This is a genomic window from Enterococcus hailinensis, assembly GCF_045862035.1.
Lineage (GTDB): Bacteria > Bacillota > Bacilli > Lactobacillales > Enterococcaceae > Enterococcus_A > Enterococcus_A hailinensis.
In genome coordinates this window covers 44,279-58,368 of the sequence record NZ_BAAFRV010000001.1, presented here as the reverse complement: position 1 = coordinate 58,368, position 14,090 = coordinate 44,279, and the positions used below count along the sequence as shown (strand labels likewise).

At 33.1% G+C, this 14,090-nt stretch carries 14 protein-coding genes; all 14 read right to left on the bottom strand.

Annotated features, from left to right (window positions below; genetic code table 11):
- Positions 1-30: 30 nt before the first annotated feature.
- The 14 genes from ACKTSC_RS00220 to ACKTSC_RS00155 all read right to left on the bottom strand — a co-directional run bounded on the left by ACKTSC_RS00220 (position 31) and on the right by ACKTSC_RS00155 (position 14,064).
- Positions 31-1,440 (bottom strand): lipopolysaccharide biosynthesis protein, encoded by a 1,410-nt coding sequence (locus ACKTSC_RS00220; RefSeq protein WP_407856510.1) that lies wholly within the window; start codon positions 1,438-1,440, stop codon positions 31-33.
- Between the two features lie 193 nt (positions 1,441-1,633).
- Positions 1,634-2,782 (bottom strand): polysaccharide pyruvyl transferase family protein, encoded by a 1,149-nt coding sequence (locus ACKTSC_RS00215; RefSeq protein WP_407856509.1) that lies wholly within the window; start codon positions 2,780-2,782, stop codon positions 1,634-1,636.
- Positions 2,783-3,305: 523 nt separating this feature from the next.
- A complete protein-coding gene (locus ACKTSC_RS00210) occupies positions 3,306-4,472 on the bottom strand; it encodes a nucleotide sugar dehydrogenase (protein ID WP_407856508.1) in 1,167 nt (388 codons plus the stop codon).
- A 133-nt stretch (positions 4,473-4,605) separates the two neighbouring features.
- The gene (locus ACKTSC_RS00205; protein WP_407856507.1) at positions 4,606-5,475 is read right to left on the bottom strand and encodes a beta-1,6-N-acetylglucosaminyltransferase; all 870 of its coding nucleotides are present in this window, start codon (positions 5,473-5,475) and stop codon (positions 4,606-4,608) included.
- 176 nt (positions 5,476-5,651) lie between these two features.
- Positions 5,652-6,434, bottom strand: a complete 783-nt coding sequence (locus tag ACKTSC_RS00200) for a glycosyltransferase family 2 protein (protein WP_407856682.1) — start codon at positions 6,432-6,434, stop codon at positions 5,652-5,654.
- A gap of 51 nt (positions 6,435-6,485) precedes the next feature.
- Complete coding sequence (locus ACKTSC_RS00195) at positions 6,486-7,568, bottom strand: EpsG family protein (protein WP_407856506.1); 1,083 nt, start codon at positions 7,566-7,568, stop codon at positions 6,486-6,488.
- 76 nt (positions 7,569-7,644) lie between these two features.
- Positions 7,645-8,772 (bottom strand): glycosyltransferase, encoded by a 1,128-nt coding sequence (locus tag ACKTSC_RS00190; RefSeq protein WP_407856505.1) that lies wholly within the window; start codon positions 8,770-8,772, stop codon positions 7,645-7,647.
- A complete protein-coding gene (locus ACKTSC_RS00185; protein ID WP_407856504.1) occupies positions 8,773-9,483 on the bottom strand; it encodes a sugar transferase in 711 nt (236 codons plus the stop codon).
- A 21-nt stretch (positions 9,484-9,504) separates the two neighbouring features.
- Positions 9,505-10,272: a tyrosine-protein phosphatase gene (locus tag ACKTSC_RS00180; protein ID WP_407856503.1), complete on the bottom strand. Its 768-nt coding sequence runs from the start codon at positions 10,270-10,272 to the stop codon at positions 9,505-9,507.
- A gap of 6 nt (positions 10,273-10,278) precedes the next feature.
- Positions 10,279-11,040 (bottom strand): CpsD/CapB family tyrosine-protein kinase, encoded by a 762-nt coding sequence (locus ACKTSC_RS00175; protein WP_407856502.1) that lies wholly within the window; start codon positions 11,038-11,040, stop codon positions 10,279-10,281.
- Between the two features lie 29 nt (positions 11,041-11,069).
- Positions 11,070-11,870 carry a YveK family protein gene (locus ACKTSC_RS00170; RefSeq protein ID WP_407856501.1) on the bottom strand — a complete coding sequence of 267 codons (801 nt, stop codon included), beginning with the start codon at positions 11,868-11,870 and terminating at the stop codon, positions 11,070-11,072.
- Positions 11,871-11,885: 15 nt separating this feature from the next.
- Positions 11,886-12,731: a hypothetical protein gene (locus ACKTSC_RS00165; protein ID WP_407856500.1), complete on the bottom strand. Its 846-nt coding sequence runs from the start codon at positions 12,729-12,731 to the stop codon at positions 11,886-11,888.
- A 15-nt stretch (positions 12,732-12,746) separates the two neighbouring features.
- On the bottom strand, positions 12,747-13,349 hold the full coding sequence (locus ACKTSC_RS00160; RefSeq protein ID WP_407856681.1) for a class D sortase: 603 nt from the start codon (positions 13,347-13,349) through the stop codon (positions 12,747-12,749).
- A gap of 73 nt (positions 13,350-13,422) precedes the next feature.
- A complete protein-coding gene (locus ACKTSC_RS00155) occupies positions 13,423-14,064 on the bottom strand; it encodes a hypothetical protein (protein WP_407856499.1) in 642 nt (213 codons plus the stop codon).
- Between the last annotated feature and the right edge of the window lie 26 nt (positions 14,065-14,090).

Here is a 14,090-nt window from a genome sequence, read left to right as displayed (position 1 = left end):
TTTAACTACTCTCAAACGAAAAATTCTTCGTTATCGAATTTTTGATATTAATCGTTTCAAAAGAGGTCTATTCCAAAATAATGTAAATAACAATAGAATTACAAACAATAGGAATGTACAAGTAAATAAAAGACCTTTGTTAAATATTATTTTCGAAAAAATAATTTGAATTACTATTATTCCACTTCCAATTGCAAATTTTTTATAAGATATCTTCATATCAATAAATTTCTTAGTATCTATATATCTAATTATAAATATTATCAAGAAACTGATTGCTGTACCTATACCGGCACCCGTTAAACCTACAATTGGAATAAGAATTATATTAATTAGGACAGACAAAACTGCACCAATAATAGAAGATGTAAAAACACCTTTTGTGTGCATTGCAGCTGTATAATTTGTTCCAATAAAACTTGAAAGACTTTGGTAACAAACAGCAAGTAGTAAGAAAGGAATAATTTGCCAGCTTTCTTTAAAAGATTCTCCAACTATTCGAGGAACAATTGGCTGTAAAAATGGAATTAGGAATGACGTGCTTAAAAAAAGAAATTGATAGTATGCTTCCATAGTTTTTGAGAAGAATGCGTCCTTACCTTTAGAATTATATTCTTCAAAAGCAGATAATTGCCATGCCTGTTGAAATATTGCAGTAAACATTGTCAATATTGCCGGGATCTTGTTTGCCACCGCAAATAAACCATTTGACGACGTTCCAATAAATAAAAGAATTAGGTATCGTGTAGAACTATTTATTAACCACCACATAATTGTATTTGGAATCAACGGAACAGAATATTGACTCATTTTTTTTAAAAGTTTTGAATCAAAAAAGTAAATTTTGATTCTTTTAAATAGATTACTCACTATACCCAAATAAAGAATTGAAAAAATATTCGCAAATATAAGTGATAACATATATCCCGTCAATCCCATAGACAAATTAACAAGTAAAAGAATATTCATACCTGCTGTTACCGCAGTCATCAATAATCCATTTATAGCAAAAGCCTTGACTAATCCTACTCCTCTCACAAATTGTGATATAGTAATTTGAAATTGCGTGACAACCATTAATAAGAAGAAATATGGTAGTAACTTTCCAAATACACCGTAAAACATTAAAATTGGAAGAATAAATAATGCAATAGCTGTACTTATTAAATTAACCACTATTGCATTGGTCAACACTCTATTTTGTTCCTTTGGTAAATGGTGAGCATCCATAGTATATCTAATGACGGATTCTCCAATACTTAATGAAATTAATGGCACAAACAAACTCACTGTAGTCGTTAACAAATCAACAACCCCATATTGTTGAGTACTTAAAACAAATGTATATAACGGAACCATTAACAGACTAATAATTTTACTTCCAAAATTTCCGACTGCAAATATCAATGAGTTATTTAAAAGCTTCTTGTATCTATTCACCTATATCTCCTATCTATTTTTGAAACATTTTCGCAAATAAATGGTAAAATATTATATTCACAAGTTATTTATTTACAAACTAAACGTTCTCATCAATTAACTTTATAGCTATTCAAAGTTTATTATTTAAACATAAATTTTTATTTATACGAATTAAATTCAATATGTAATTAAATTTATATTCATAATATTTTTATTCAAAAAAATAATTAATAAAATCTTGTTGTTCTTGAGATATTATTGAAACATTTTCAAATAATTGTTTTTTTTGAAAATCAGACATATTTATAAAAGAATCTATTATATCAATAGATTCTTCATTATTAAAATCTACACTAAATTCTTCAATGTCTAAATATTTATAGCATTCCCGGCCTTTTTCTTCATATGATATATTAAGAGCAGGAACACCGTTTATTATAGACAATATACACATGTGCAATCGTGTACCAATAACAAATTCAAAATTATCTTGAATCAATTGTTGTAATTCTTCTAAAGTATGATAACTATCGTCAACTGCTACCATAGCATTATCTGCATAGCCGTACTTATTTATAAATTCTTTAGCCACGATAGAATCATCGACATAATCATCTATACCTTGACATGTAGACAAAAATGTAATTTTATACCCGTAACTTAATACGCGTTTTACTATCCTATCAATTAAGTTAAAATACGAGTCCATGCTACGGCCTTCTTTAGCCCATTCTCTTACTGATATGGCTACTTGTTTATCCTTATTTTTATTTGTAAAATTAGACTTAGTAAGTTGTCCTAATAAAAAAGCTGCATCTTTCGTTAAAACTAAATTTTTAAAATTTCCATAACTTAATGCCCGATTATAAGAAAGCTCATCTCTAACTAAAATATAATCTAAATCTTTACCGTACTTATAAAAAAATCTTTTATCTCTATCACTCAAAGACCCTATAGACTGAGAATATATTCCTACTTGTTTTTTTAACCACTTTTTACATATATACAAAATAAACATCCTAGCTTCTATTCCATAATAGCTGTGTATATAACCACCTGGAGCTGAGATAATATTATCTGCTTTTTTATATTCATTTTTTAAAAAAACTAGATTTATAAAGGTATACAACTTCCATATAAAAGTAAATTTATTTTTCCAAAAACATGCTCTATAAAAAAAAGTTCCAATTCTAGATTTATGCCATCTATATTCTGGATATTTAGATTTTACTTGAGTATAATTTAGGCAGCTAAATTCTATTTTGTAGTTTTTTTTCTTCAGTGCATTACTTAAACCAAATACTAAAGCTGCATCTCCGTTATTTAATGGAACACAATTATCAATTAATACATTCTTCATGTTATACCTTCCTTGATGATTATTTAATTGATGCTTCAATTTATCAATTATATTGTCAATAATTAAAAAAAATACTATATGTAAAAGAGTTGATTATATTTATGATTCCTTTAAAACTATTATTCAAGAAATTTTTCTACAATATACGACTTGGATAACACTTTAACATCTATCTATAGATCTGCTACTATACTTTTTTTTTGCCCGTTCCTCATAGCATCACAATCACTTTGGAGTTAAAATAAACATGAACAATCATTACAATATTTTTTATTTTCTGTGTTAACAAGTTGTTATTATAGATAATACAATTACATAAAAATAGATCTATTTAATTATATTGGCTTTTCAAAAATCTAACTTACCGGACTACTCCTTCTAGCTGAATTTACTATCAAAAAACGAATGACAATATAAAGATTAATTTTTTAAATAAAAACTACCCTTCAATAAAATAAAGTGAATCCCGTTAGATAAAATTAAATCCTACCTCCTTTTTTATAATTCAAAATGTATATATTAATTAATCTCTTCTAAAAATATCTCTTGTATAGACTTTTTCTTCAACTTCTTGAAGTTCAGGTTCAAAACGATTAGTAATAATTACATCTGAAACTAATTTAAATTCTTCGAAATCTTTGATTACTCTTGAATGGAAGAATTCTTCATCATCTAAGGTTGGTTCAAAGACAACGACTTCGATTCCTTTCGCTTTCAAACGTTTCATGACACCTTGAATCGAAGAATATCGGAAATTATCTGAATTAGCTTTCATCGTTAAACGATAGATACCGACTACTTTAGGATTTTTCGCTAAAATTTGTTCAGCAATGAAATCTTTTCGTGTCGTATTCGCATCCACAATTGCTCCAATGATGTTACTTGGTACTTCTTCATAATTAGCACGAAGTTGTTTCGTATCTTTTGGTAAGCAGTAACCACCATAACCAAATGATGGATTATTGTAATGATCACCGATGCGTGGATCTAAACCAACACCTTCGATGATTTGTTTACTGTTCAAGCCACGGGATTCCGCATATGTATCTAGTTCATTAAAGTAAGCTACTCGTAGAGCTAAATACGTATTCGAGAACAATTTGATTGCTTCTGCTTCGGTAGAATGTGCCAATAAAACGGGCACACTTTCATCTAAAGCATTTTCTAAAAATAGATCTGCAATCTCTTGTCCACGATCTGAACATTCACCCACGATAATTCTCGATGGATGCAAGTTGTCATATAAAGCCCGACCTTCTCGTAAAAATTCAGGTGAAAAGATAATGTTCTCTGTGCCATATTTCTCTCTTAATTCATCTGTATAACCTACCGGAACAGTCGATTTAATGATAAATGTCGCATCTGGTCGAATCGCTAATGCTTTTTCAATCACATCTTCTACAGTAGATGTGTTGAAGTAATTTTTCTTTTCATCATAATCCGTTGGTGTTGCAATAATCAAATAGTCACCAAACTTGACCGCAGATTCAAAATCTTGCGTAAACTCAACATTCAGATCATCGCGTTCAATGAATTCATGGATTTCTTTATCTTCCAATGGAGATTTTTTATTGTTAAGCAGTTCGATTTTTTCAGAAACGATATCGTATGCTTTTACTTGTTCATTTTGTGCTAATAGTAGGGTATTGGCTAAACCAACATAACCAAGTCCAAAAATAGAAATTTTCATTTTTTCCTCCTAAAAAATATTATTTTCTAAAATTAAAATAATATTTCCTCTAAAATTAAATTAAGATGTAAATATTGAAATTAAATTAAAAAAATTTACTATTACTTTTAATTATATCTACTAAGTTATAAATTCAATTAAAATACCTGATTATTTCTTGACTGTTTGACCAATTTACTTTTCTACAGAAATAGTATTGATTACTAATTCTAATTAGTTCTTCAAGATCAGTGTTCACAAAAACATAAGGATTCCCTCTCTTCCAATCTATATATCTTAAATTAATATTAGATACTTCATTGATAATATTTTCGCTATTCAATGCTACCGTCTGTACTAATAACTCATCACCACAAAAAGAATTTGTTAACAAGAGATCAATAAATTTACTGAACTTTTGAGAAAGTAATTCTTTTACAAGCTTATCAGTAACGCTTACCCAGTTGCTTCCTTTTCCTAAACTAAAATTGATTTCTTTTAACCTATTAATTTTTAATAATCTTTGGATAGGAAACAATAATTTTTTAGTTAAAAATGAATATGGACGTCTACCGAACATCTTTATAACAAACTGTGGCGCCGAGTAAAATTTTATTCTCTCTAAACTACTATTAGACAGATTAGAACGTTCTGCAAATGCAATATATTCAGTTGGATAGTTTTTTTCAATATCTTGATGTATCCTCTTTGCTTGTTTCAAGGGAAAATCTATACCAGAAAGTACATGGTAATATGAATAATTAACATCTGAATAAAAAGCTTTTTTAAATAAAGTAAGCTCTGCTTCTATCTGTGAATAGGTTCCCCAAAAAACGCTATTATCTAAAATTAAGTTCACATTTCTTTCTTCAAATTTCTTTTTTAGCGTTTCAGAAAAATTCAACAAATTTTTCTTATCAATTAAAATATAAAAATCATTATATTCGTAAGTAAGCGATTCTATTAATTTCTCTAATAATTCAAATTGATTATGCGCTATTATCAAATATGCGTGTTTTCTCATGTTTAGACTCTTTTCATAAATTTTACTTTTCAACTGTTTAATAATCTTCTATTCAGATACTTTATGTTTTTTATCAAAATAGCTTATCTTATACTAGAGTTACCATTTATAAACGTAAGCTATAGTTCATAAATAGTTCTATACTCTCATATAAATTTTAACTAAAAGCATGTAATTTATCTATTCCGAATCAATTTTCTTGAATGATTCCAAGTTAGTATTTTATTGGGGATAAGTATCGCTAATAAAGGTTTTAATACATAATGAGTATATTTAGGTAGCATTCCCATCTCTTTAAAGTTTCTATACCTAAATTTGGATTCGCCTATTCTACATTTCCAATTAATTTTAGTAAAATAATTTTGATCCTTATAATAAAAAACCAACTTTTCTTGCAAATTATATCCTCTCATTCCTAATGTATACATCCTTAAGAAAAGGTCATAGTCTTGCCCTCTAACGGTTTCTCTCGACACTCTGTACCCGTCTACACGTTCTAGCGCTTCTTTCCTGAACATCACTGAGGGATTAATAAAAGTACTCGTTTTTAGTAAATCATATTTAGAAGGTTGTTCTTTCTTAATTATTTCTCCGTAAATACCTTCTTTATCCCATAAAAAAACATTAGAACCTACAAAATCGTAACCTAAATTATTATCCAAAAATTCAACTTGTCTAGTCATTCTTGTTTTTTCACAATAATCGTCATCATCTAACTGCATAATATATTTGCCTTTTGCTTTTGAAATAGCATAATTCCTAGTAAAAGCACTTTTGGAGTTATGCTGATTCTGATAGATTCTAACTTGACTATAATTTTTTTCTATTTTTTTCAACAAATTCCAAGTATTATCACTTGAAACGTCATCTACCAATATGATTTCATAATCTTTATACGTTTGATTAAAGATAGAATCTACAGCTCGTTCAATAGATTTTTCTGCATTATAAGTAGGTATTATTACACTAACCTTTACATTATTAATTTTATTACACTTCTTTCTTTTTTATTATTTTAACCACACCGAATAGGGTAAAACCTGAGAGATATTACTGTTTAGTTGAAATAACAATGGTACTAGTAACACACAAAATAAAATAATATATGTTAACCCATATATTCCTAATTCATGTGAACCAAAAAGTTTAAGAAAACCTCTTATAGAAAATGGTATTATTAATATTTGAAATATAGAAAAATAATTTTCGATACGTCCTAGTAATATATCACTACCAAAAAAGATACTGATAATACAGCCAACTATAGACAGAGCAATTATGACTCCGTATTTTTGAGTATCTTTATTCACAACCTTTGTTGAATTAAGATAGAATATAGCTAAAATTATTACCACCATATAAAATAATCCCAAAAATTTTTTATTTCCCTGGCTAATAGATTCAAAATTTTCAGAATTGTATAATGAATAGTGTGTAAATATAGTAGAAAATACCTTAAAAACTTCATTTTTCAATTTTCCTATTACAAAAACCAACAGCGAAAGTATTAAATAAGATTTAGATGACCAATTAATTTTTCTAAATATAAAATAAATTAAATAAAATATTGAAGTGTTATGAACAAGCACTGCCACTAAACAAATTAATAATGGAATAAAAACTTTATTGGTTTTTATAGATAATATTATTGCTAAAAATGATATGCTCAAAGCTAAATATTGCCTGTTTAAATTGAAAGCATTCAAATAAAAATACAAGGAATAGAATAATATTATACTTTCTCCAAAGGATTTTTTATCAAACATATAGATGGCAATTATTAAACACCCTATCATTAATGCAGCTGTAATTAGAAGATATACACCATAATTCGATGAGATATAATAAATTAATTTATTCCAATAAAAATACAAATATGTAGATCCTTCATATTGATTGTATGGTGTTTCCCCATAACTCATAAAAATTCTGCCGTATAACCTTGTATCTGTTCCTACAGAAAAACTTCTTAGTCCCATTGGTACGACCAATATACCGCACAATAAAAAAACTTCTACACCTTTCAACCTAATAAACTTAAATGATAAGACTATAATAACAATTAGTACATACTGTATTAAATATAATTCCATATTTTCACCACATATCTTCTTAATTACATAAATATATTTAAAATAAACACTTACATTACTATATTAATTTTTTCAACTAATTTTGTTTTAAATAAAATTTACCTATCGAATCTATCATTCTACTAAGGCTATAGTTACGTTCAAATTCTACTTGAATTGATTTTTTTTGTAACACAAATGTATTTTTGAACACTTCAAAAATATTATTTATTTCATTTAATTCAATTAAATATCCATTTTCTGACTGATTAATTAATTCTTGATTTCCAACAACATTTGTTGCAATTATAGGTACGCCTGCTCGCATTGCTTCTATTGGTGCATAAGGTAATCCCTCATATAACGAAGTAATCAAAAAAATATCATACCCGGCTACAATTAATTCACTATCTTCTCTATATCCAAATAGATGGATATTATCCTCTATATCATTTTCTTGAATGAATCTTTTAGTATCAGCCATCAACGGGCCATCTCCTACCCAAATAAAATGATAAGAATTATTTTTGTTAATCAACTCTTTCGCAATTTTCATAAAAAGCATGGGATTTTTTTGTTCCGACAATCTTGCATTGTTTCCTATAACAATATCTGTAGACTTTAAACCTAGCTGTTGCTTCACTTCATTTTTTTCAGGTAATTCAATAGCCGGTAGTCCGTTATAAATAACTGAAAATTTTTCGCTTTTATCTATTTTATATGATATAGCAGAATCTTTTTCTCCTTTAGAAACACAAAACGTTTGAGTTGTCGCATAACGGCTTAAGAAATGTTCAATTAAAATGAATAAATTTTTTTTATATCCCCCAAACTCAGGAGCTAAAAAAGAATAAGCATGTGGGGTATAGAAGATTTTCTTTATCCCATGCCTCTTAGCAGCTATCCTTCCAATGACTCCAGCTTTAGAGCTATGACAATGAACAATATCTGGTTTTATATCTTTTATTTTTTTTGATATATATATATATGCTGCCTTGTCTTTTTTAAGATTTATTTCTCTTGTTAGCGTCTCACATTCATATAATGCAGCCTTGTCTTCATATTTTTTTAAATTATCTAAAAATTTAGTATCTGATCGCTCTGGAGAATAAATAACACTAAGTTCAAATAGATTTTGATCTAGGTTTAGAATCAGATCTTGTACATGTCGACCTCCGCCACCTCCCATCGCTTCAATAATTAAAAGTACTTTCTTCTTATTCAATTAAAACGCACCTTCTTTTTTCAGCACTGTTACAAGTGTCAGTACTAAAATCTTGATATCTAACCCTAGACTCATTTTGTCAACATATTCTAACTCTAAATCGCAACGTTCTGGATACCCGATGTTACTTCTACCAGAGACTTGCCACCAACCAGTAATTCCTGGTTTTACACTCAGAAGCTTATTCTTACGTAAACCATATTCTTCAAGTTCTATATCCAAAATGGGGCGTGGACCAACTAAACTCATGGAACCAAAAAAAACATTCACTAGCTGTGGAAGTTCATCCAGACTGGTCTTACGTAAGAAGGCCCCAACTTTAGTTATTCGGGGATCTTCTCCTTCACTCAATTTATAGCCGTTAGCAACAAATTTTTCATACAAGACTGGGTCTGCCATTAATATTTCTTCCGCATTCAGACACATCGAACGAAATTTATACATTTTAAATTTTTTACCATTCTGACCGTTTCGCGTATGTCCGAATAAAATAGTACCTGTTGGTTCCTTTATTTTCATTAAGATAGCAACTATTAAAAATACTGGTGAGAGAAAGATTAGCCCTAATCCACTAACAAAAACATCTAATACTCTCTTCGAATATAGGTACGTAATTCTGTTTTTTGAAATATCGAATTGTTTATATGTTTCTGTATACTCAATTTCATTATTATCTAGTTTCACACTTTCTAAACTATTTTCACTTTTCATTGCTAACTCCCCCAACAATTTTTACTTAAAAAATTTAAAGCGTGTCTCTTTCATCTCCTGATAGGCCGGTCGTGTGACTGGATCGCCATTGACGAGATCTCTCGCCATTTGATCCATCGCCGCTACCATTTTTCGGCCGCCGATTTTTCGGATTTCAGCATAAGCTTCTTTTAAATAGAACGAACGTTGTTTTAAATTGTGTGCATCAGAGGCCACCATATACAGCATCCCGTGTTCTAGCATTTGTCTGGCGGTCTTTTTGATCTCTTTTCCGAATATTCCGACAATGCTTGGTGCGGTCAATTGGGTCAAGACGCCCATCTCTAAAAACGGGATCAGTCGATTCAGATCTGCCCGAAAGCCGGCATTCCGTTCTGGATGCACGATCACTGGTGTATGGCCTTGACTTAGCAAGCGGTAAAAAAGTTGTTCGGCATATTCTGGGATCTCATTAGTGGGAAATTCGATTAACAGATAAGTGTTATTTAGATCGGTGAACAGTATTTCACCTTGTTCGATCTCTGACAGCAGATATTCTGTTAAGCGAATTTCCTGTCCTTCTAATAAGGTCAGCTCGATCCCCCGTTGATCTAGCTCTAGCTGCAGCTGATCGACAGCTGGGATGACTTCACTTGCGGGGTTATTGAACTTGCCATTGTTATGATGCGGCGTACACATCAGATGAGTGATTCCTTGGTCGACAGCTTTTCGGGCCATCGCCAAGCTATCTTCTAACGTTGATGCACCGTCATCAACACCTGGCAGGATGTGACTATGTAGATCGATCATCTAGTCTCACTTCGTTCCTTCCGTACCATAATAATAGTAGGATTCTTCGCCTTGTTTCTTGCCGTTATAAACTACACCGATGATTTTAGCTTTTACCATATCAAGTAAATTTTTAGCTTCAATGATGGCTTGCTTATTGGTCTTACGTTCACGCACGACTAAGATCGTCCCATCGACATAGGCCGACATGATCTGTGCATCGGTGACGGTTACGACTGGAGGCATGTCAAAGATCACGAGATCAAAAGATGCGGCTAATGTATCGACCAATTCTTGCATTCGTTTTGAAGCTAATAGTTCAGATGGATTCGGTGGTGTCGGACCACTTGGGAAAAGATAAAGATTTTCGATATCAGTCTCAACTAAGCGGCTACCGATTTGATTATCCCCTTGGGCTAAGTCTGCGTGGTTTGTCCCATGATTAGTCAAAAAGCTATCATTTGTGGCATTCGCTTCGGTCAGATAGTTGCTTAGACCATTAACGTTAGGAACGCGGAAGCTTAAGGCGATATTGGGTTTACGTAGATCGGCATCGACCAATAGGACTTTACTACCAGCATTGGCAAAGACTACTGCCAAGTTCGCCGCCGTCGTCGTCTTACCTTCAGAAGGACCTGAAGAGGTCATGACTAATGTTTTGATCTTTTTATCAGCGGAAGAAAATTCGATATTGGTCCGGATCTTCCGATATTGTTCGGCTGCGGTAGAAAAAGGATTGATTGCAGCGATCAGATTAACAGGCGTGATGCCTTTACTTTTTTTTGCCATCTAAATTTTTGCTCCTCATTCTTATTTATCTAGACCCGTCTACGCTGACGAGTGGTCGTTTTTCGATTGTGATTATGACTGATTGAGTCATTTGTTGGTTCTTTTGGTGTCGCATCTGCAGCGACACGTGACTTAGCCAATTCCTTTTTGCTGACTTCTGAGACTTGACCTAAGATCGGTAATTCTAAGACTTCGGCGATAAAACGTTCGTCTTTGACTGTTTTGTCTAACAATTCAATCAAGAAAGCTAGTCCCACACCGATCATCAAACCAACTACAGCACCGATCAATAAATTCAATTTATTATTTGGGAAGACCGCACTGGATGGCACGACGCCTTTCGAGGTAATCGTCACTTTATTGACGGCTAAGACATCTTCGGCTTTTTGTTCGAAGACCATCGCTGTCGTATTGGCGATTGTTGCCGCTTTTCTTGGTTCTGGTGATGTCGCCACGATTTGGAACATTTGTGAGTTTTGTGATTGTTCCACTTCAATCATATTTTTTAATTCGCTGTTGCTATACGTGTATTGGTATTTGTCGCTTAATTCTTTTTGGACCGCATCGATCACGACATCGCCTTTGATCATATCTTTATAGGTATTGATCATCAGCACGTTGCCGTTGATATCATTTTGTAAATTAGTATTCGCTGCCTCATTCTGTGAATTTTGCACGATCAATTGGGCAGCAGAATCATATTTGGGTGTAATCAAAAAGAATGTGACGCCTGCTGCGATTCCGATCCCAGCAATTGTCATCATAATAATAAGCAGTGCCTTTTTCTTGAGTACTTGGAATAGTTCTTCTAAACTGATTGTTTCTTCCATAGTCATTTCCCTTCATTAGTGACCTTTATGTAATTTTTTGTTACGCATGTGTTCGCTGATCAAGACTAATAGGATCGCTAAGACGATCAAGATCAATCCAGCAAAGACAAAGGTCAAGTCAAACGCAGTGACATAGCCAGTCACAAAGCGGTACAACCCTTCTGATGAGATTCCTAAACGTTTGATGACACCGCTAAAATAAATAATTGCTGGTAAAACCAAAAGCATCAGTCCAGCGCCTAAGATCGGTATGCTGCTCCAGCGGACTCTTTGATGTCGCATCCGGACCATCAAGATCAATCCGATGAAGACGAATAAAAAGGCCACGCTCATGATGATCAAGATCAGTGTCAACGCTGATTGGAAGGCCATGACTTTTTGGCCGTAACTCAATAGATAGGGAATCTCGATGAACGAAGAATAATTTTTCGCTGCATTTTCAGCCAGATTATTCAGATTGGTTTGGGTCGTTTCATCGATCGTCATATTTTTTTGTTGTGCGTATTGTTGGACATTCGTTAAGATTTTTTCTTTCAACTCGTCCTGTCCTTGAATCTTGAACGGCACATCGTTGTAGATACTGCGAATGTAATTGTCCACATTGGTCGCGACCGTCTTTTCAGTAACGACATCGGCCAATACTTCCGGCGGGATATTACTGCCTCGGCCAACATCTTGGATACTATCGGTCAAGTCTTTGCGGACTACTTCTGTATAATTGGTGCTATGGACTTGGCGGATCATAAAATTTTGATTGAACAGCGTCAATCGGATACAGATCAAAGCAACGGAAGCAAACAGGAGCAAAGACCCGACAAACGCTAAGATCCACCGAGGTATATTTCGTGTTCTGTGACTCATCTTGAGGCTTTCCTCCTACTCGTCTGCATTGATCATCGGCCCAGAGACAAACTCTGCAATGGCAAATAATCGTTCATCCGTCAATCCTAGGCTATCTAGTGGATAGCATGTATACAGGATCAAACGACGATCATTGCGCTGATAGATCATGTTGTCGATTTCTTTATCATTTTTATTGCGTACATCTAATTTGGTGATCCGGTACGTATAATTACCATAAGTCGTTTGGATCTCGATCTCATCACCGACTTGAGCAGCACCTAGCTTGCCGAAGTCATCGACATTGTGACCGCCGATCAACGACGTCCCGATCTCACCTGGGTATACCGAACCCATAAATTGGCCGGCCCCTTTACGTAAAATTTCATCGGTATCTCCGAAATATAAAGGAACATCCATTTTTAACTTTTCTATTTTTACTTTCCCATAAAGCTGACCTCCGACTGGATAGTCGACCTCGCTCGATGGCAATTCATCGTTGGCATTGGTTTTGACTGATTGGTTATCTACAGCAGTGAATGACTGTTCTGTAGCTTGAAAGTCGGGAGTATCTGTCAATAGAAATACTTGAATAGAAGAAGTTACGAATTGGATCACAGGTTTTCCTATCACATACATCAAAGAATAACCGCAGATTAGAAAGATGATCGGGGTGACCAAGGTCACCCCAACCCTCTTTAATCTAGAAGATTTATGCAATCTTCTTACGTCCTACTACTGCTGCACCTGCTGCAACAAGTAATAAGCTTGCGAATGAAATTGCACTAGCAGCGTATGTCGCGCCAGTTTGTTTCACTGCACTACCTGATGAATAAACGATGTTTGATCCTGACGTACCATTAGAACCGTTCGTTCCGTTTGTACCATCAACGCCATCAGTTCCGTTCGTACCATTTGTACCATTAGAACCATTGATCGTGAATCCACCTGGATGGAACGAGATCGACAATCCTAAGATATTAGCCGCAGCTGTGATGATATCCTTCAACTGATTCGTAAGATCTGCCGGTAACGCTTTTAGCAAGTCCTCGATCGAGTTGATATTTGAAACATCAACGCCTGAGTTTGCGATCAACGCACGTGCTTGTTGGATTTTAGCGATTACTTGGTTTGCCTCACTAGCTGAGATATCATTTTGTTTCAAATGATTCTCTGCTTGCGCGATATCAGACGCGCGTAGGTTAAACGTTTTCCCTCCAACAGAAACTCCTTGGTTCAATTCATCTAGAATACGTTGCTCATCGGCAGTGATCGCTCCAGCTGCTTGCGCTGTTGGTGCGAAGAATAAAACGACTGCGACAAGTGCAATGATTCCACTTACAACTTTCTTCATTTACATACCTCCCTTACTCCATATTT